This window comes from Leptodesmis sp., from assembly GCF_052746595.1.
Genome location: NZ_JBRAGO010000084.1, coordinates 1 through 19,598 on the forward strand (window position 1 = coordinate 1; position 19,598 = coordinate 19,598).

The window sequence follows — 19,598 nt, forward strand, 5'->3', positions numbered from 1 at the left end:
GGCGGGTGAAGCGACTCCCGTGGCGCTGACCGCTCCTCAAATCAACGGTTAATCCCATTCAGATTATCTACCTGAAAGGGCGCTCCCTCCGAGAGAGCGCCCTTTTGTCATGCGATCGGATACAGTAAAACGAAGGATGCTGGGATGTAGTAGCTGGAGCGTATGACGTTAACGCAGGTCTGGGGAGCGCTAATTATTTTTGGGGTGTGTCCGCTGTTAGGGGGGCTGCCTTTGATTGATTGGATTACCCGGCTCTTGACGGGGCGATCGCTCACCCGCTTAGGTACAGGTAATATCAGCATTTCTGCTGCCTTTTATCATGGCGGTCGTCTAGTTGGGATCCTGGCTGTTCTTTCGGAAGCATTTAAGGGGATAGTAGCGGTTCTCCTGGCACGTGCATTTTTTCCGGCGGATCCTGTTTGGGAGATCGTGGCTCTCATCGCTCTGGTGGTGGGGCGTTACTGGATTAGTCGGGGAGCGGGGACAACAAATGTGGTCTGGGGGTATGTCATCCATGATCCCAGAGTGGCGGGCCTGGTATTTCTAATTGGTGGCATCAGCTTTACGATCTTGCGAGAACGCCGACAGGCTAAATTTGGCATTCTCGTCCTGTTTCCATTAGTTGCCGCACTCCTCCATCCTCAGGATCTGGAATTGATTCTGGCCACGATCGTCCTGGCTGTTTTACTGGGTTGGATTTATACCAAAATTCCGGATGATTTGAGTATGGCTTCTCACTCGGCTCAGTTAGGTTCTCGTGCTGTGTTTCGCTTTTTTAGCGGGAAACGCGGCATTCGCAGTCTGGACGATCGCCTGGATGTGCATAAGTTTGGTTCCAAAGCGGCCACTCTGGCTGCTCTCAAACGGCTAGGCTATCCTGTGCCTTCTGGTTGGGTACTGGCGGCAGGAGATGATCCCCAACCTTTAGTCAATGGACTGGATCCTTCCCCCCAAAAGCCATTGATTGTGCGATCGTCTGCCGTAGGAGAGGATTCCGAAATTGCTTCAGCGGCAGGACAGTATGAAAGCATTTTGAACATTACCAGCCGAGCCGCCCTGGAACCCGCCATTACTCGCTGCTTTGCGTCCTACAATCAAGCTGCCGCCACGCAGTACCGCCGCGATCGGGATCTGCCGGATACGTCAATAGCCGTTCTGGTACAAAAGCAGATTCAGGGGGTGTTTTCTGGAGTGGCGTTCAGCCGGGATCCGATCGCTCGCCAGGGCAATTCGGTCGTGATTGAAGCGCTCCCTGGAAATGCCAGTCAGGTAGTTTCAGGGCGAGTCACTCCTGAAACTTATCGAGTCCTGGTGGATGATGTGGCTTTTGAAATGCCGCAAGACCAGCCACCTGGAAATCGGAAAGCGCCTTGGCTGATGCCCGATCATTTGACCCTAACCATCGAAGGAACGGGTGATCTCCCACCCCGATTGATCCAGCAAGTGGCTTATTTGGCTCGCCATCTGGAAACGCTGTTTGGCAATGTTCCCCAGGACATTGAGTGGACTTACGATGGGCAAACGCTGTGGCTATTGCAGGCCCGTCCAGTCACTACCTTGATGCCAATCTGGACGCGGAAGATTGCGGCTGAAGTGATTCCGGGCTTAATTCGACCGCTCACCTGGTCAATCAATCGTCCGCTCACCTGTGGGGTTTGGGGCGATCTGTTCACCATCGTTCTGGGGCCACGATCGCGAGGACTGGATTTTAACGAAACAGCCACCCTGCATTATTCCCGTGCCTATTTCAATGCCTCTTTGCTGGGCCAGATTTTTCGATTAATGGGGTTGCCTTCCGAAAGCCTGGAGTTTTTAACCAGGGGTGCTAAGTTCAGTAAGCCTCCCTTACACTCGACCTTACGGAATCTTCCAGGATTGCTCCGATTAGCTCGTCGGGAATGGCGGTTAGAAGCCGATTTTCAGCGGGACGATCGACAAACCTTTACCCCAGCTTTAGCTAAACTGTCTCATCAACCCGTGGATGGTCTTTCCCCTGGTGCCCTGTTAAGACGGATTGATGAGATTTTGGGCTGGTTGCAACAGGCTACCTACTACAGCATCCTGGCCCCTCTCAGTGCTGCCCTGCGAAAAGCGATCGCTAAAGTGGATGCAGACGATCTCGATAACAGTGCCACCCCCGAAGTCGCTGCCCTGCGATCGCTCCAGGAATTAGCACTCAATGCCCGTCGCCTTCTGGAACAGCACGCCGAATTTGCGCTCTTGAATACAACTCAGGACAATTCAAAATTTAAAATTCAACGTTCGAAATTATTCTCTACCCTGGCTCAATGGCCGGAAGGTCAAGCTATTCTCACCCGATTTGACCAGTTGATAAACTACTACGGGTATTTGAGTGAAGTGGGAACCGATATTGCCGTGCCCACCTGGAAAGAAGACCCCCAACCCGTTCGGGATCTGTTTGCTCAGTTTTGTCTGAATCCACCCCCTACACCCGCCAAACATTCCCCAAAAAGCAGGAACGTGAAGCGTTTACAACGCCGATTTGACCTGAAGGGCCGGGTAACAGAGGTCTACAGTCAGCTACTAGCAGAATTGCGCTGGAGCTTTGTGGCTTTAGAGCAGCACTGGTTAACATTAGGGTGGTTGCAGGAACCAGGGGACATTTTTTTCCTGGAGCTCAGCGAGATTCGATCGTTGGTTGATCAGGAGCAGTTAGCCTTGAACATGAACTTAGCCGACTTGATTGCGCAACGAAAATCCATTCTGGAGCACGATCGCCAACTGGAAGCTGTGCCCTTTCTAGTCTATGGCCAGGATCCACCCGTACCCCTGCTCCATCGCCATTGGAAGGCTTCTCAGCAAATTCAAGGGATTGGAGCCAGCCCCGGACAGGCCGAGGGGCGCGTCCGGATTGTCAACAGCCTGGATGGGTTGCCAGAAGTGGGACGAGATACGATTGTTGTTGTCCCCTATACCGACTCCGGATGGGCACCCTTGTTGGCTAGAGCGGGAGGTTTAATTGCCGAAGTGGGCGGACGGCTCTCTCATGGGGCGATCGTCGCCAGAGAATACCGCATTCCAGCAGTTATGGATGTCCCTCATGCGACTCAGCGCTTGCACGACGGCCAACTGATCCGAATTGATGGACAACAAGGTACAGTGGAAATCCTCTAAGGGATTTGCAACCAAATCATGTTCCAGTGATATGTTAACGTCAGTTTGGGAGAAGAAAAGGGCAGAGCAGATCAAACGGTTAGTAGGCAAAGTGGGGATAAAGGGAATCTCTCTGTCCCCTTGGCGTTGCGTCTGTGGAAAACGTTGAGAGTACGGCTGATCACCTGACTGCGACACAGCATAAAGGGACTACTGATGCTGTTGATTGACTGGCTGTTACTGCGTCGTCACGCCATTGTGGAATTGGTGATTGACCAACTCAAAAACATCTTGCAGATTGAGCATTGCCGTCATCGTTCATGGGCAAACATTGGTAGAGGCGTAGCATTCGGCAAGAGTATTGTAGGTTAGTTTATAGACCTTATGGCCGAATCCTAAGCCCTTTCAGGGGGATTCAGGTTATCGCCACAGTACTGCGATAGATTGGTTTTAGACTTTCTCATAAAACAGATTTTGGCAAGCCGATATGGTTCTTTCAACTGAAGTTGCTCTCAATCCAGATAAAGAATACGAGGTCGTAGACGGGCAACCAGAGGAGAAAGTGATGGGAGGAGCTAGACACAGTGGGGTAGGGACGCGGCTAATTGTTAGATTAGGGTTGCATGTAGAAGCCAATCAGTTAGGAGGGGTTTACGGCCCTGATGCCACCTTCAAAATTGGCCGCAACGATCGCCTTCCTGATGTTTCCTTTGTCGCCGCCGATCGCATCCCGCCAGAGGGAGAACCAGAAGGCATCTGGGAAATTGCCCCCGACTTGGCCGTTGAAATTATTTCTCCTAATGATCTGTATGAGAAAGTCACCAGCAAAGTGTTGGAATACCTGGCGGCAGGTGTGCGGCAGGTGTGGTTGATTTCCCCTGAACATCGCACGTTGACCATCTACTTCTCTCCCACCCAAACCCAGATTTTGACTGAAGAAGACGAACTGGTTTGTGAGGATCTATTTCCTGGCTTCCGTTGTCTGATTCGGGATCTATTTCGTAACCCTGGAAAGTCTTAACTTATGTCTGCTCCTTTTGCGGCTGAAAGGCTGCTGTTTACTCCTGCCATTTCAGAATCTGATGCGATTCCCACTATCTTTGCATTTCCTAATGAATATAGTGTGGGCATTACCAGCCTGGGTTATCAGGTCGTTTGGGCAACCCTGGCGGCTCGATCGGATTTGCACGTCAGTCGCCTGTTTACCGATGCTCAAGAAGCTCTACCTGCCGACCCGGAATTAATCGGCTTTTCCCTCTCCTGGGAATTGGATTATGTGAATGTGCTGGGATTGCTGGAGTCTTTGCAAATTCCGGTACGGGCAGCGGCCCGATCTCCCCTCAATGCGTCTCATTCCTCTCATCCTCTGATTTTTGGCGGTGGCCCGGTGCTAACGGCTAACCCCGAACCCTTTGTCGACTTCTTCGATGTGATTTTGCTGGGGGATGGAGAACTGCTACTGGGAGAATTTATTGCGGCCTACAAAGCAGTGCGTCATTGCGATCGCCTGACCCAACTGAAGCATCTGGCGCAGGTGCCGGGATTGTATGTGCCTGCCCTGTATGAGGTGACTTACGAGGGTGAAGATGGGTCAGTGAGATCGATTCAACCCATCGATTCGGGTATTCCCGATCGCATCGAAAAGCAAACCTACCGGGGAAATACCTTATCTGCCTCGACGATTGTTACAGAGAAAGCCGCCTGGGAAAATATCTACATGGTTGAGGTGGTACGGAGTTGTCCGGAAATGTGCCGCTTCTGTCTGGCCAGCTATTTAACCCTGCCGTTCCGCACAGCCGATTTAGAGCAGTCGCTCATTCCTGCCATTGATCGAGGCTTGCAAGTCACCGATCGCCTGGGATTATTGGGAGCCTCTGTTACCCAGCATCCCGAATTTGAGGAGTTGTTGGATTACCTGAATCGTCCAGAACAGGATCAGGTACGGCTCAGTATTGCCTCTGTTCGTACTAATACCGTGACTCCCAAACTGGCAGAAACATTAGTGAAGCATGATACCCGCTCCATCACGATCGCGGTGGAAAGTGGTTCTGATCGGGTACGTCAAATCATCAACAAAAAGCTAACCAACGAGGAAATTATTCAAGCAGCGATTAATGCCAAGGCCGGAGGCCTGAGTAACCTGAAACTGTATGGCATGGCCGGAGTTCCAGGCGAAGAAATGACGGATCTAGAACAAACGGTGGACATGATGCGGGCGATGAAAAAAGCGGCTCCTGGTCTACGGCTGACGCTCGGTTGCAGTACGTTTGTCCCCAAAGCTCACACGCCTTTCCAGTGGTTTGGAGTGAATCGTCAGGCGGAAAAGCGACTGCAGTTTTTGCAGAAACAGCTGCGATCGCAGGGCATTGATTTTCGTCCCGAAAGCTATAACTGGTCAGTGATTCAGGCTTTGCTATCACGGGGCGATCGACGATTATCCTACCTGCTAGAACTGACCCGCCATTATGGAGATACGCTGGGCAGCTACCGTCGTGCCTTCAAGGAACTGCGGGGGAAATTACCTCCTCTGGAGTATTACGTTTACAACGATTGGCAACCGGGTCAAATTCTTCCCTGGAGCCATCTTCAGGGGCCATTGCCGGAAGCCACCTTATTAAAACATCTCAGTACCTCTATGCAACATTTCGGCGAAACAGCCAGCCAGGAGCGGCAACTCTCAAGTGTACCTTAAGTAATCCCAGGTAATCCCCTCTCCCTCTCGAGATTGGTGTCATAATACACACAATCATTCAGAATAGGTGCGTTATGCTTTGTTAAGCGGTGAATAGTTTACCGCTTTTAATTGTCGCTTCTCTGGTTCAAAGCAACCCCTCACTGGTATCTCTATGGCTACTCCTAACCCTTCCTCGTTTGAGAGCGTTTCATCCATGAGCAATCGATCCAAAGATCCGTCAAACCTGCCCGGAGATTCTGAGATTTGGGAGAGCTTGAAGCAGGCGATCGCCAACAGTTCTGGATTTCGTCGATGGCAATTGGAACGTAACAGCAATAGCCAGTTGCATGGTCTGGGATTGGATGTGCTCGTGCGCCGTTACCTCCGAGAAACGCTAGAAACCCTGGCTTACTAAATTCCTTTATTCGTTTAACAGCTTCAGGGTTGGAGCTAGTTGACTGATAAATCTCCTGAACACCCGCTGCATTACCAGGGAATCAATTTCCTGGCTCATGGCTAAAGTTATCTAAAGACGACTGGACAAGAACTTCAGTCCATTTGAGTGGACTTGTGCTGTTAGCCCAAAATTTATTTGAGAGCGGGCTAACAATAGAGACTTGAGCCTTTCAGAACTTTTGTCAGTCAATCAGGGGTTTGCGTAGCGATCGAGGGACAGCCGCTGTCACCCTTTAAAGATAAATGCTCAGTCAGGCCTGGTTCAGGCATTCACTGGTGCAGCCAATTTCACCGTCAGAACTGAACATGGGGCGTGGTGCAGAACGTAATTACTCGCACTGCCCAGAAACAATTCCTTCAGGCCGGTGTGTCCCCGATTGCCTATCAAAATTAAGTCAGCCCCCCCCAATTGGTAGCCATATCACAAATGGCTCGTCCCACGTTACCAGGCATTTGCTGCACTTCGGTAGGAACCCCCTGCCTTTGAGCCTGGGATAAAAAGTCCTGCAAGGTCTGCAACGATTTCGCAGCATACTGCTCCCATTGTTTTTTCCAGAGTTCCAGATTGACCTTGCTGCCCGGTACCCAATAAATATTATCAGCTCTAGGAAGAATGAGTAGAGGGCTATCTGATTCTTCTCCAGAGAGAACACAGCAACATTAAATCTACTTTCAATGCAACAGCCAGAGCCAATGCTTTTTCAAACAAATCCTGACTCATCGAAGAATGATCCAGGGGAACTAAGATTTTATGAAACATCGTTTTTACTGGATGATGTTCTAAGTGTGTTGATCATAGTCTCTAAATGACCATTGCAGTGCGGTTAAAACATCAAACAATTCATGAAGATGAAGCAAGAATCGCTATCAGATTGCCCCTGATTCCAGAATTACAGGCCATTCATCCAGAAGGTGATTTCCCCTTACTAGAAGACCCGATCGCAACAGGTCGGGCGATGATTCTCGGCATGACCGTCCTGCGTCCCAGAGATCAGGGTTGGACAGCCCCTGTCCTGAACCATGGTCAACCGACGTCTCTTTATGCCGTTCAGCATTAGATTTACACCATCAACGGCTTACCTGGTGGATGGTTAATTGCGAATGGTAATCTGATGGATGCCTATCGATTAGCCCTGCAATATGGACTAGCGGATGCGGTCATCATTGGCAGTAATACGGTTCGTGCAGAAGGAATCGATCGTCCCGGATACGCTGGTTACATCTGGCAGCCCTACCATCCCACACGCTGGCCCCATCTCCAACAGGCCGCTCTCGATTTACTCACCTATCTTCTTCACCAGCGTCGAGCTGTGCAACAGTTGGGCTACCTGTCAGACCGAACCTATCCAGCTCAAATTGTGGTGTCTCAATCGGGACAGGCGACCTCACCCGATTTGTTAGAAGCCGCGATCTTCCATCAAAGCGATCCTGATGGGCACCCCATTGAGGCGTACATTTTGACCAGTGAGGTTGGTGCCAGTCGGTTCAGGGAACGGGCGGCAACCTATGGATTAGCCCACCGGATTGAGCAGATTCTGATCACCTTTTCCCCCAATCATGCCCCCCACCAGATTGACCTGCAAAACCTGCCTCAGTTTCTGTATCATCAGTTTGGCATGCGAATCATCAATCATGATGGCGGGCCAACCTGCCTGTCGGCTTTTTGTCAGGCGGGTAGTTTACCCCAATTAAATCTCACTTTGGCACGGCAACTGTCTTTGAAAGCTGTGCTGGAAATGACCTTAGACGATCGCATCGGTTCATCTCTCAGAGCCGATAGTCTGGCTCATCTGGCAGAGCGAACAGCCTGTTTCTTTCACAGTCCGGATGGGTCAATTCCCAGAGCATTGGTGCCGCTGGCGATCGCGATCGATACCCTGGATGAAGCGGCTGCGGTAAGCTTCGATAGCCGGTTTTTGTACGGTCAAGCCCTGTTTTGAAGAACCTGGGAATCACAATCGATCAAGAGGCTCATTAAACCTTATCCAAGCCCAGAACCATAGTTTTCCCCTATGAGAAAACGACCGTTCTCTGGCTGGACTTGGTTTACTTTCCCCCCCTGGCTTGATGGTTTGGACTCTTCACCCTGATCGACTGACAAATCTTTTGCGTTGTCGCCCGAACCACCCTCACCCTAGCCCTCTCCCAACTTGGGAGAGGGAACTGGAATCGGATCTCCCCCTCTCCCAGAGCGGGAGAGGGGTTGGGGGTGAGGGTGAGAGAGTTTTGTCAGCCAACCAACTCTCCACCTGTCACTGGCACGCATAGGATTGATAGCGATAGCCATCGACGGACAACAATTGTGATTTGGGGGTACAGCCCGCTTGCGTCAAAACAGTGTGAGATAAAGGATTCAACTCGCTTCTAAAATTGATGCGCCAGACATCCAGCGGTCGGGGAAGTTGCTTTAGAGTACTTTGCAGAGGTGCGATCGCCTGCTGCTCATCTCCCTCCCGCATCTGATTTAGCAAAAACTGAATCTGCTGGGCCTGGTTCGGATGCTGGTGCCACAGCGACCAGGCAATGCCCATTAACCGCCCCGTCTGGCCATGTGTTTTATAAGGAATCGCTACCAGTGTTGGAGCTTGAAAGGATGCGCTAATAGCCTCAGCCACAACATCTGGTCGATGAGTTTTCTGATATCCCAGATCGGCAACTACTGTCAGCCCTCCCAAAAAACTAAGTAAGCAAACCAGTCCAATTGTCCAGGGCACCTTCCAATCCAGAATCCACAATCTAAAATCTACAATCTTTTGCTGCCAAAGTCCAGCCAGCCCTGCACCCACAATCACGATCACGGCTGGAAAATAGAAAAACTGATAGCGGAACACATTGGCAAAGTTCACCCCAAACCCATAGGTCAGGATCAGGGAAAGCGCGATCGCCGCTGCCCCATACCCACCCAGCACCTGCAGAGACAACTGAGCCTGAGAGAGCCTTTCAACTTGAGCATTGTTGATGGCCCATCCTTTACGTCGATCCCCCCTGCTCCCCTGTATCAGAGGATCCTGGTCTATGGCAAATAACTCATAATTGGGAAGTTTTTTTTGCAGCGGTAAACCCTGAAGCATCATCCATCCGGTTCCCAAAGCCGCTATCCCAACCCCCAGGCCAGACAGGAGAGTGATCGCTGCCGGTACTCCCTGAATGGGTAACAGGTAGACCATTGAAACCAGGCCCGCAACCGTCCGGATCGGCGGATCAATCCAGGTGGAGGAGTCAAATTCTCCCCGACTAATCCATCGGGTTAACTCCGTACCTCGAATACTGAGCAACATGGGAATCCAGGCAAGACCTGTTGCCAGTGTTCCACCTGCTACTGCTACCAACCAGTGTTGATTGCAGGATGCAATTGGCAATCCTGGTCTGAGTGCGGAATTGGGTAGTAGCAGTAATCCTGTCAGCACGATCGCTTCTGTCACCAACGTCAGGATAAAGAAGTAATGGGTCGCAATTCCTAACCCATTCACTCCTACCCACACCAGCCCCAGCCAGAGGGGAAGGGAACGACGATCGCGCAAAAGATGAGTCGTTTTCACCAGACAGGCCAGCGATCCCAAAATCCACAGAATCGCCAGGGTGTAATGACGGGCTTCCTGCGCCAGATAAATACCAAAGGGAGACAGCGCCATCAGCAGAGCCGCCAGATGTCCAGCTAAACGAGATCGCCATGCCAACCAACCCAGATAAAACGTCATGGGTACGGCCAGCACTCCAAACAGGGCAGACAAGCCACGAGCTGCCCCCACTGATACCCAACCATTCACCGTTGGAAAGTTTTTGAGCCAGAGGTGGGACAGCACAAAATAAAGGGGTGGATGGTTGCTCTGGGTAAATAAATGCGTCAGGACAGATTGGATGCTGGACTGAGGGCTGGGTTGCAGCGGTTGTAGCAACTCCATCAGGGAGATGGCCCGATCCAGGGGAATGGTCAAAAAACTATTGCCCAAGCTGAATACTAGCGTTGAAAACTCATCTGTCCAGAGCGGCTTCAGAGTCAGGTTGGTAAATCGTAAGATGGCCGCGATCGCCATCCAAAGCAATAACAAGAACAGATGCATGAGAGACATGCGAGAGATTGCGATCGATAGTACAGTATTGGAGCAATCCGGGAGCAGTACAGTATTGGAGCAATCCGGGAGCAGGCACGTCCATCCACAATTCTCTCCCTACAATAGTCCTACTGACTCTTTCGGCCTACCTGATTGATGAATCCTGTTGCACCTGTTTCAATCAACGTGATGCTTGTCGATAGTGATCCGATTTTCCGACAGGGACTATTGACCTGTTTCAGTGCCTATCCCGACTTGCACGTTGTTTGGGAAGCAGACTCGATCGCCACCGCTGAGCACCAACTCCAAACCTGGTTCAGCCTTGCCGAGCGAGAGGTTGAACCGGAAAATCGCCCCCTGGAGGTCATGCTCCTGAGTCTGGATTTCCCGCTTCTAGCCAATGGCCAGTCCGCATCTTTAGCCTTCTGTCAATACGTCAAAACCCACTATCCTAACCTGCCGATTCTCTTACTGACTGCCATTCCCGACTCCCCTCTCCTACCCACCATTCTGCAAATGGGAATTATGGGGTATTGCCAGAAAGGGATCGCGATCGCCGACCTCGTCACCGCCATCCGCCAGGTCGCTACCGGACAACCCTGCCAAACTCTCCCCCTGCCCTCCTCCTCTCCTCCCCCTGCCCCCCTCACCCGCCTCCGCTATAATATCCGCCGTTCTGGATTGCGCCAGATTGATGCTGCGATCGCCCAGGTCAACGAGCAACTTGCGGCTTTGCCCTTGTCCCTCATTGATCAATGGATACTACTAGGACGACAACGAGAACTCCGGGCGGCTCGCTGGGTCGTCAATCGGCTGCTAACCCCAACCCGCGATCGTCTGGAGCCAACTCAATCTGCCGCAGGCGATCGTCGCCCCCCTCCTCCTCCTCCTCTATCCCCTTCTCCGCTTCCTCCACCCAGTCAACCCAACGGATTCCCGGAGTCCGAAGCCGTTTCCGCCCTCCCTCAACAAATCCTGCTGCGACCCGGAACCAGTAATAGTTTACGTAGCATCCAGGCGGCCCTGTTTGATACCACCTTTGCCCGGTTACAATCTGGTCTGCGAAACCTGACAGATACTCCGTTGGAAATCGATATTTTGCGAGAAGAAAAAAAACGAGAGTTGCTGTCGATCGTGCTGCGTCAACTAGAAGAGATTCTCGATGACTTGCGCTTTTCCCAACTGGAACCAGATCAGTTGCCTGCCAAACGAAAAATCATTCTTCAGGATTTATGGGAAGCGGCCACCAAAGATTTTTTTGGTCGTTATGCCACCCTGCAACTCACCCATTCTCCGGTGGAAAGTTTGACTGCACCTGCGATCGATCTGGTAGATATCCTGTTGCAAGATGCAGAGATTGTGCAGTTCTCTATTCTCAATAAAATTCCCGAAGTGACAGATTTTTTGGCCCACCTGCTGTATCAAGCTCCGATCATGATTAACGAAACTTTATACAGTGTGGGCACCATTGAAGCCATGACCCGTCTGGAAGATTTACTCCAGAACTTGATTATTCAGGTGGCTAATGCCGTTATCCAACCGTTGCTGAATCGATTTGGTAATGTAGTGGCTGTCAAGCAGAATTTTTACGATCGCCGCCTGCTGTCCACCCGTGAAATTGAACGGTTCCGCAATAACCTGTCCTGGAAGTACCGGATCGAAAAGTACTTTGGCGAACCCACTGCTATTTTTGAAAGTCGTTACACCCTGTTTATCCTGCAGGAGCAAGGCATCACCAAAACCTCCATCTACTCTCCCCGCAATCAGGAAATGGATGAACTATCGGGCATTCGTCTTGCCGTTACCCTGGCGCTGGAAACGCGAGATGCGATCGCCCCCCGGATGCGGTCTGCCGTCTCTTTTCTGGGGAGCGGTGTAGTTTACATTCTCACCGAGGTCATTGGTCGCGGCATTGGTCTGATCGGCCGCGGCATTATCAAAGGCATTGGTAGCGCGTTGCAGGATAGCCGATTTAGCCGGAAGAGTAGCCGGGGAGAGGAAGGATAGGGAAAGGGTAGACAGAGCAGGCCGCTAATTTCTTTTTAACCAGATTCCCCTTAACCCAACGGCTTTAGCAGCCTGATAGTCTTCCTCAAAACTATCGCCAATATGCCAGGCGGCATGGGCAGGGCAATTGTGCTTTTGTAAAGCAGTGACAAAGATTTGAGGATTGGGTTTAGCCGCTCCCACTTCCGTTGAGAGGGTCACTGAAGTAAAGTAATCAGCCAGGTTTAAAGCTTTGAGTACAGAATAAAGACGAGAGTCGAAATTTGACAGAATTCCCAGAGGAATGCCTAATTCCTGCCAGCGTTTCAGGGCATCGGGAACGTCAGGATAGACAAACCAGGGTTCAGATGTGGCGAAATAATCATACAGATGGGCAAAAAAGCGGCCAAAGTCTGAGAAGTAATGCAAGGCATCGGCCTCCTGAAAAGTTTGTACAGCCAGTTCTAGCCACCAAGTGTATTCTTTGACTTGAATTTCAGGTGCTTCGTGCCCTGAAAAAGCCGGAGGTGGGGCTGCTTTGAAGCTTTTATAGAAAGCTCGATTTAAGTCATCTGGCGAAAGGCTGACACCGAAGCGGTTGGCAACTTTAACATATTGCTCGCCTACACTACCCTGCACACCGAACAGAGTACCAACAGCGTCAAGGAAGATAACTTGGGGAAGGGAAGCAACGGTCATAACAAAGTTAAAAGCTGAGAGTTAAGAGTTGAACGTTGAGAGCTTTGAGTGTGACATCAGACTGTTACTCATTTACTCATTCATTCTTAACTCTTAACTCTTAACTCTTAACTGTCCACCATCACTACCCACTCTCGCCTATTGCCGTCCCGTTTCTGCCCAGGCGCGAGTTGGTAGACCCCAAACGTAAACGAAGCCTTCAGCTGCTTTGTGATCGAATTTGTCTTCTGCACCGTAGGTCGCCAGATCCATGCTGTACAGGGAATAGGGGGATTTACGTCCGACGATCGTCGATGTTCCCTTAAACAACTTCACCCGTACTGTCCCGGTAACTCGCTCCTGGGTTTTCTGTACAAAGGCATCCATGGCATCACGTAAGGGACTGTACCAGAGGCCGTTGTAAATCATCTGGGCGTAGGTTTGTTCAATACCGCGTTTGTATTGGGTCACATCTGCCGTCAGAGTCAGGCTTTCCAGATCGCGGTGAGCATCGATCAGCACTAATAAGGCCGGAGTTTCGTAAATTTCTCGCGACTTAATTCCCACCAAACGATTTTCAATCATGTCGATGCGGCCCACGCCATGTTTGCCCGCTAGCTCATTCATTTGAGTGACAAGGGTGACGGGATCCAGGGTAGTACCGTTGAGGCTGACGGGAGTACCTCGCTCAAAGCCAATTTCTACATATTCAGGCTCGTTCGGAGTGTCTGCGATCGCCTTTGTCATTGCATAGACATCTTCTGGTGGCTCTGCCCAGGGATCTTCCAAAACGCCTGCTTCAATGGCTCGTCCCAATAAATTCTCATCAATACTGTAGGGAGAGGACTTTTTGACAGGGGCCGGAATGCCATACCGTTCGCCATAGGCGATCGTCTCTTCCCGGCTCATACCCCATTCCCGTGCTGGAGTCAGTACCTTTAAGTTGGGATTGAGGGCGGCGATCGATACATCAAACCGCACCTGATCATTGCCCTTACCTGTACAGCCATGAGCTACCGCATCTGCCCCATGATTTTCTGCTGCTTCCACCAGGAGTTTGGCAATTAACGGTCGGGCCAGGGCAGTAGACAGAGGATACCGATTTTCGTACAGGGCATTTGCCTGCAGCGCTGGAAAGGCATAATCCTTCACAAATTGATCTGTAGCGGTTGCCACCAGGGATTCTGTGGCCCCTGATTTCAGGGCTTTTTCTCGGATGGGTTCCATTGCCGCACCCTGCCCTAAATCTACTGCCAGGGTAATTACATCTTCCACCCCCCATTCGTGCTTCAGGTATGGAATACAAACGGAGGTATCAACTCCCCCAGAATAAGCCAGAACAACTCGATAAGCGCGCCCCATGTTTCTACTCATTACAACAACGGGATCATTATCCAGTGAATAGTCACCAATTCGTGTCAGAGAAGGTACAAAATTGAGAAGAGTGGATAGTTGATACTGAACAGAGTAAACAATGCCGACCCCACAGTTTGTGGTTAATTACTAGACCTCTTGCAAATTAGCGAAAAACCGTAGGATGGGCAAAGAGCAATGCCTTGCCCATCACGTGATTTTGCGTCATCTGAATGGGCACACTTTATTTTGCCCATCCTACCTCTGCTTCTGCTGTTTGAATCTATATATGCAAGAGTTCTACTGTGAAAACGGATGGAAAACTCAAAGCCTACAATTTTTCACTCTCAACTTTTAAACCAGGTTCAGCTAGGAAACGGTTGTTTTCCGATCAGAGAAACTCCGGTTCTGGTCTTTGACAAGATTTAATTTTTCACTCTCTACTCTCAATTTCTCACTTTCTATGTTTCCTCTATCCCCTGATGATCCTGATTCTGTTTCGGAAGAAGACGTGTGGCGATCGGCTCCCCACATGGATATTGAGCAGTGGCTGGAAGGGCTGCGGCGGTTCGATCAATCCCTCTACAACCTGACGGCCCTGGAAGTATGGTCGATCGCGCAGACAATGGATCACCTAACACCGGGATTCTGGAATCGGTTTATGGAAAATCGGCAGGCGGCGGTCAGACAATTCATTCAGCGGCAGGGTCAACGCCAGGAGAAGAGAGAAGATGGGGAAAGTGGAGTTGAGAGTTAAGAGTTTTAAGATTTGAGTTAAGCTCATAGTCAGACCTTGAAACCGATTCCCTATGTACAGTTCATCAATCCCGGAAATTACTGTGGAGGAGTTAGCCCAGCAGTTAGCGGCGGGCGGCAACGATCGCCAGTTTGTGGATGTCCGAGAACCTCAAGAGCTAGAATTGGCGAAGGTAGAGGGTTTCCAGAATTTTCCTTTGAGCCAGTTTGCAGAATGGTCTGGAACTATTACCCAGCAGTTGGATCCCCATAAAGAAACATTGGTGTTATGCCATCATGGCATGCGATCGGCCCAGATGTGTCAGTGGTTGATAAACCAGGGCTTTACCAATGTCAAAAACGTGATAGGTGGAATTGATGCTTACTCAATCAAAGTTGATCCATTGGTTCCCAGATATTGAGCGATGGCATGCAGCATGAGAGGTGAGAAAAGTGGGGGCGAGCTTGGCAAATGGGCTGATTGCCTTGATGCTGAGTGAATGGCAAAACCCAACCCTCAACCCTACAACCACTGCACTGGATCAAGTTGGTAGTAATGCTGCAGCAGGTCATATAAGGCCGGAGTATGCTGCTGCAAAGCTGAGGGTTTTTCAAAGAAGGTTTCGGTAGCCACGGCAAAAAACTCTGCCGGATTTGTGGCACCGTAGCAATCCATAACCGTTTTCAGCCCGCGTTGCACCTCCTGACACAGACGTTGATATTCCTGAGCCATGACTTTAGCCCATTGTTCATAATCCGATCGCTGCTCCAGGATTGGGACTCCTTCCCCCTTGCCATCTTCTTGATCCAGTTGGTGAGCAAACTCATGCAACACCACATTTTGTCCATCCTGCCAGTGACTGCGATCGTGCTGCACCTGCTCCCAGGACAACACCACCTGATCGCGTACCCAGGATTCTCCCAATCGGGCAACCTGTTGTTCTTCCACAATGAATCCATCCGAAGACGTAATTTCTATGGCCCAGTAGGCTCCGGGGTACAGCAAAATAGAGCGCAAATTAGAGAAATAATGCCCGCGTCCGTTCAACAGCAGCAGGCAGGCGAACGCGGCGATCGTCACTCTCATCTCTTCCGTCACCTGTAATCCGGCACAGCCAATAAATTGTTTCTCTGCTAGAAACACCTGAATGTGCCCTTGCAATTGCCGGCGTTGCTCTGGAGACAAGCGGGTATACATGGGCAGAGCATTCTCAACCAAAGCATTCCATAAAGGCGGAAACGATCGCTGCATCATCTGCTTTCGGCGCTGTTTAACCAGCATCGGACTGAGGAGGATGGCTACAGTCAGCAACGCAATCAGCAGTAGCACGAGAGCCGTTTCGAGCATTAGAGGGTGGGAGGTTGGGGTTGGGGATTAGGGATTAGGAATTGGGGAGGGCAAAAGAAAATGGGTTTAAGATCTAGGGTAACGTTAGCATTCAGGTCTCAGGCAATGGCAACTGCAGTTCCGGCCACTTTGACTTTTGAAGAATTCCTGAAACAGCCAGAAACTAAACCCGCCAGTGAGTTTATAGATGGTCGAGTGGTTCAAAAACCTATGCCTCAAGGCAAGCACTCTCGGTTGCAACTAAAAATCTGCGAAGTAGTCAACTCGGTTGCCGAAGCCTCCCGCATTGCTCTAGCATTCCCGGAGTTGCGCTGCACGTTTGGTGGGCGCTCCATTGTTCCAGATGCTGCCGTGTTCCTGTGGAATCGCATTCCCTTTGACCCTGATGGCGAGATTCCAAATAGTTTTGGAATAGCTCCTACCTGGACGATCCAGATCCTGTCTCCTGATCAAAAAGTGACTAAAGTAATCAGCAACATCCTCCATTGTTTGCGGCATGGGGGGCAATTAGGTTGGCTGATCGATCCCGAAGAGCGGATGGTTTTGGTATTTAGACCGGGACAGGAACCACTGGAGTTAATCAATGACGATCGTCTACCAGTGCCTCAATTTCTCTCTCTGGACTTAACAGTGAATCAAGTTTTTGGATGGCTGAAGGCCAGTTAATTCTTTCGTAAAGGTAATTTATCGATCGGGAATTGGGTAGCAAGCGAATGAATTTATTGTCAACTTAAAACAAATTTCACTCTATGCCCCCGGAGGTTAATCCCATGTCTACAAATCAGCATCAGAAATTTGATTTTACCGACCTTCCCTCGCTCAAATTTGCGATGCAGGTTATTTTGACGGCTGCTATCCTGACTCTTTGTGTTGGCAAACTAACAACAATTGACAAACCCGATGACAAAGCACTCTATTGGGGTGGGATTACCGGTCTATTTGCTTGATGGATGCCCAGTCCTAACGGGTCTCAAAGTTCCAGTTCTAATGGGTTGCAAACCCCTAGTCTTGAGAGTCCTACTAAATCCCAAGACGATAACTCCAAGCCAAAGGAGTTAACCACTTGAGGTTTGGTGAGTTTGAAGAGGGGAAGATGAGAGGGGGACACTGACAGACCACGCTCAATCAAATACGTTTCAAAAGCGTTATGAATCATGGCTTTGGCCAGATCTTTCTCCTCCTCGCTGATCGCCCATCGCAACTCAATACATCCCCGAATCATCAAATTCATCAACTGGCTTTCTTGGTTGAAATCCGCCAGCAGTTGCTCGGCGATCGGGAAAGACGAGGGTTCATTCATGATGATCTTGCATCATCCTGGGTGGAATTGTGATTTCACTCTATAACTGGGGCATATTGTCCATGTAGTATTATCCAGGTCATTACGAAATTTGTACCCTCTCTGACTTTGTTTATCCTTTTTTAAGGTGGAAGTCCGTATTTTCCATGTGGTGCTTGAGAGTAAACTAAGCAACTCTAGCAGAACATTTACATCAAGGGTAAATAGTTGGCAGTCAGAAGCATTTCCTTTACGAGAAGGGATGCTATTTGAGACAGGGTAGACCTAGTATGAACACCCAATCACCTCATGAATTAAGCCAGTCCACCTCTGTTGAATTTCCGGTTCTTACTGTGGCCCTAGACTCCGATACAACCCTAACTTCATCAGCAAACACAGCAGGATTGCCTGATGAGGGTGAAATGCCAGAGATCCGGCAAGCCCTGGGCCAGAAAATGAGGGAATGCAAGTATCTGAATCGCCAATTGCAAGAGGCCGTTCAGAAATGCCAGCAGTTAGAGCAGCAATTGCAGTGGCATGAGGACAGTGAACAGGTTTTAGCCGCGATCGCAGCGCTCAACTATCAATATCACCATCTTTCTCAAACCTTACAGGATATCGTCTGGCAAGTACACACAGTGTTGCAGGCCGATCGCGTGTGCTTGTACCGTTTACAGGCCGATCGCAGTAGTTTTGTTATGGCAGAAGCGGTGCGATCGGGCTTGCCTGCCATTGCCGGATTTCTGATTCGAGATACCTTCGTGTCTAGTCCGGAGTGGATCGAACGGTATCAAAATGGTCAGCCCTGCATCATTCCTGATCTGAGTAACATCCATCAGACTGCTGAGGCTATCCCAAATTCCAGTGACATTGTCAAACCGGATCCCGGCACAGAAACCTTACTGCATTATTTTCAAGTCAAAGCTAAGTTGGCCTTGCCCATTCTCGTTCATCAGCAACTGTGGGGTTTGTTGGTGATTCATCAATGTGCAACCCCCCGACACTGGCAGAAACCCGAAATTAATTTTCTTAAGCGATTGACCTGGCAGTTGGGAGTGGCGATCGAGCAGCAACAACTTCATCAGGAGTTACAGGGGCTTCAGGAGAGACTTTCTGTCCAACGGCAAAACCAGGCTATCCGTCTGCAGCAAATCCTGGCCTTTGAAGCTATGTTGACTCGCATTACCGATCGGGTACGGAACAGTCTGGATGAACAGCAAATTTTGCAAACAGCGATTCAGGAATTAACCACGGTGCTGGGGGCAGAGTGCTGTCAGGCGGTTTTGTGCAACCCTGAACAAGCAACGTGCAGGGTTAAGTTTGAGTATCGTGATCCTTTGCTGGCGGCCAGCGAACCCCAACCGCGACAAAAACCATTCGTTGATCCCGTGGCCTATCCGGATGAACTCTGCCAACAAATCCATCAGGGCGGTCTGTTTCAGTTCTGCCGCATGGAACCCTATCTCAACCGGGGGCAAGAGACGATTTTGATTGCCCCCATTTTGGATGATCAGGGTTGTCTGGGAAGCTTACGGTTATTCACCCGGTGCAGCCATAGCTTTGATGCCTCTGAAACTCGGTTGGTGCAACAGGTGGCCAATCATTGTGCGATCGCATTGCGGCAGGCTCGTCTGTTTGCAGCCAGCCAAACTCAGGTAAAGGCCATGGAACGGCTGCATCAGTTGAAAGATGACTTTCTCAGCACCATCTCCCACGAACTACGAACTCCCTTATCCAGCATCAAAATGGTGACAAATTTGCTGAAGATGACGCTTAAATCAGCACCCCAGTTTCCCAACCCGGATCAGGCTGAGATCGGGGTGGACTCTAGCAAAGTCACTCAGTATCTCAAGATTCTGGAAGAAGAGTGCGATCGTGAAATCAACTTAATTAATGACCTGCTCTCCGCTCAACATCTGAATG

General features: G+C 50.2%; 20 protein-coding genes and 1 pseudogene. 13 read left to right on the forward strand and 8 right to left on the reverse strand.

All coding sequences use genetic code 11. The features are described from left to right. Nucleotides 1–162: 162 nt before the first annotated feature. The 5 genes and pseudogenes from ACUVQO_RS16990 (at nt 163) to ACUVQO_RS17010 (ending at nt 6,203) form a co-directional block, all read left to right on the forward strand. Nucleotides 163–3,135, forward strand: a complete 2,973-nt coding sequence (locus tag ACUVQO_RS16990; RefSeq protein ID WP_445927032.1) for a glycerol-3-phosphate acyltransferase — start codon at nt 163–165, stop codon at nt 3,133–3,135. 78 nt (nt 3,136–3,213) lie between these two features. Further along, nucleotides 3,214–3,444 (forward strand): annotated as a pseudogene (locus ACUVQO_RS16995) (transposase); the annotation flags it as partial. A gap of 157 nt (nt 3,445–3,601) precedes the next feature. Continuing rightward, entirely contained in the window at nt 3,602–4,135 is a 534-nt protein-coding gene (locus ACUVQO_RS17000) for a Uma2 family endonuclease (RefSeq protein WP_445927033.1), read from the forward strand. 3 nt (nt 4,136–4,138) lie between these two features. Then, nucleotides 4,139–5,806, forward strand: coding sequence for a B12-binding domain-containing radical SAM protein (locus ACUVQO_RS17005; RefSeq protein ID WP_445927034.1), 1,668 nt, complete (start codon nt 4,139–4,141; stop codon nt 5,804–5,806). A 196-nt stretch (nt 5,807–6,002) separates the two neighbouring features. Beyond that, nucleotides 6,003–6,203 carry a hypothetical protein gene (locus ACUVQO_RS17010; RefSeq protein WP_445927035.1) on the forward strand — a complete coding sequence of 67 codons (201 nt, stop codon included), beginning with the start codon at nt 6,003–6,005 and terminating at the stop codon, nt 6,201–6,203. A 303-nt stretch (nt 6,204–6,506) separates the two neighbouring features. Here the strand turns inward: ACUVQO_RS17010 and ACUVQO_RS17015 are convergent, their stop codons facing one another. The 3 genes from ACUVQO_RS17015 to ACUVQO_RS17025 all read right to left on the reverse strand — a co-directional run bounded on the left by ACUVQO_RS17015 (nt 6,507) and on the right by ACUVQO_RS17025 (nt 7,004). Continuing rightward, nucleotides 6,507–6,653, reverse strand: coding sequence for a universal stress protein (locus ACUVQO_RS17015; RefSeq protein WP_445927036.1), 147 nt, complete (start codon nt 6,651–6,653; stop codon nt 6,507–6,509). After that, nucleotides 6,635–6,763, reverse strand: coding sequence for a hypothetical protein (locus ACUVQO_RS17020; RefSeq protein WP_445927037.1), 129 nt, complete (start codon nt 6,761–6,763; stop codon nt 6,635–6,637). Before ACUVQO_RS17020 ends, ACUVQO_RS17015 begins: the two co-directional genes overlap by 19 nt. A 106-nt stretch (nt 6,764–6,869) precedes the next feature. Further along, complete coding sequence (locus tag ACUVQO_RS17025; RefSeq protein ID WP_445927038.1) at nt 6,870–7,004, reverse strand: universal stress protein; 135 nt, start codon at nt 7,002–7,004, stop codon at nt 6,870–6,872. Between the two features lie 46 nt (nt 7,005–7,050). On the opposite strand from ACUVQO_RS17025, the gene ACUVQO_RS17030 reads away from it, so the two are divergent. Continuing rightward, a complete protein-coding gene (locus ACUVQO_RS17030) occupies nt 7,051–7,302 on the forward strand; it encodes a hypothetical protein (RefSeq protein ID WP_445927039.1) in 252 nt (83 codons plus the stop codon). Nucleotides 7,303–7,356: 54 nt separating this feature from the next. Then, nucleotides 7,357–8,184 carry a hypothetical protein gene (locus ACUVQO_RS17035; protein ID WP_445927040.1) on the forward strand — a complete coding sequence of 276 codons (828 nt, stop codon included), beginning with the start codon at nt 7,357–7,359 and terminating at the stop codon, nt 8,182–8,184. A gap of 312 nt (nt 8,185–8,496) precedes the next feature. Here ACUVQO_RS17035 and ACUVQO_RS17040 read toward each other — a convergent pair whose 3' ends face one another. Next, entirely contained in the window at nt 8,497–10,314 is a 1,818-nt protein-coding gene (locus tag ACUVQO_RS17040) for a glycosyltransferase family 39 protein (protein WP_445927041.1), read from the reverse strand. 171 nt (nt 10,315–10,485) lie between these two features. Here ACUVQO_RS17040 and ACUVQO_RS17045 point away from each other — a divergent pair, with 171 nt between their 5' ends. After that, nucleotides 10,486–12,303, forward strand: a complete 1,818-nt coding sequence (locus ACUVQO_RS17045) for a DUF3685 domain-containing protein (protein WP_445927042.1) — start codon at nt 10,486–10,488, stop codon at nt 12,301–12,303. A gap of 24 nt (nt 12,304–12,327) precedes the next feature. Here the strand turns inward: ACUVQO_RS17045 and ACUVQO_RS17050 are convergent, their stop codons facing one another. Then, nucleotides 12,328–12,981, reverse strand: a complete 654-nt coding sequence (locus ACUVQO_RS17050) for an HAD-IA family hydrolase (RefSeq protein WP_445927043.1) — start codon at nt 12,979–12,981, stop codon at nt 12,328–12,330. Nucleotides 12,982–13,119: 138 nt separating this feature from the next. Further along, nucleotides 13,120–14,322, reverse strand: a complete 1,203-nt coding sequence (locus ACUVQO_RS17055; RefSeq protein WP_445927044.1) for an argininosuccinate synthase — start codon at nt 14,320–14,322, stop codon at nt 13,120–13,122. A 454-nt stretch (nt 14,323–14,776) separates the two neighbouring features. On the opposite strand from ACUVQO_RS17055, the gene ACUVQO_RS17060 reads away from it, so the two are divergent. Continuing rightward, nucleotides 14,777–15,070 (forward strand): hypothetical protein, encoded by a 294-nt coding sequence (locus tag ACUVQO_RS17060; protein ID WP_445927045.1) that lies wholly within the window; start codon nt 14,777–14,779, stop codon nt 15,068–15,070. 52 nt (nt 15,071–15,122) lie between these two features. Continuing rightward, a complete protein-coding gene (locus ACUVQO_RS17065; protein WP_445927046.1) occupies nt 15,123–15,470 on the forward strand; it encodes a rhodanese-like domain-containing protein in 348 nt (115 codons plus the stop codon). 101 nt (nt 15,471–15,571) lie between these two features. On the opposite strand, the gene ACUVQO_RS17070 is transcribed toward ACUVQO_RS17065, so the two are convergent. Next, nucleotides 15,572–16,396: a M90 family metallopeptidase gene (locus ACUVQO_RS17070; protein ID WP_445927047.1), complete on the reverse strand. Its 825-nt coding sequence runs from the start codon at nt 16,394–16,396 to the stop codon at nt 15,572–15,574. A 105-nt stretch (nt 16,397–16,501) separates the two neighbouring features. Between ACUVQO_RS17070 and ACUVQO_RS17075 the strand changes: the two genes are divergently transcribed. Together ACUVQO_RS17075 and ACUVQO_RS17080 are read left to right on the forward strand one after the other, a co-directional pair. Further along, nucleotides 16,502–17,062, forward strand: a complete 561-nt coding sequence (locus ACUVQO_RS17075; RefSeq protein ID WP_445927048.1) for a Uma2 family endonuclease — start codon at nt 16,502–16,504, stop codon at nt 17,060–17,062. 104 nt (nt 17,063–17,166) lie between these two features. Further along, on the forward strand, nt 17,167–17,343 hold the full coding sequence (locus ACUVQO_RS17080) for a hypothetical protein (protein ID WP_445927049.1): 177 nt from the start codon (nt 17,167–17,169) through the stop codon (nt 17,341–17,343). A 23-nt stretch (nt 17,344–17,366) separates the two neighbouring features. Here ACUVQO_RS17080 and ACUVQO_RS17085 read toward each other — a convergent pair whose 3' ends face one another. After that, nucleotides 17,367–17,696: a hypothetical protein gene (locus tag ACUVQO_RS17085; protein WP_445927050.1), complete on the reverse strand. Its 330-nt coding sequence runs from the start codon at nt 17,694–17,696 to the stop codon at nt 17,367–17,369. 269 nt (nt 17,697–17,965) lie between these two features. Between ACUVQO_RS17085 and ACUVQO_RS17090 the strand changes: the two genes are divergently transcribed. Beyond that, the coding region (locus tag ACUVQO_RS17090; protein WP_445927051.1) for a sensor histidine kinase at nt 17,966–19,598 on the forward strand (1,633 nt) is incomplete at its 3' end.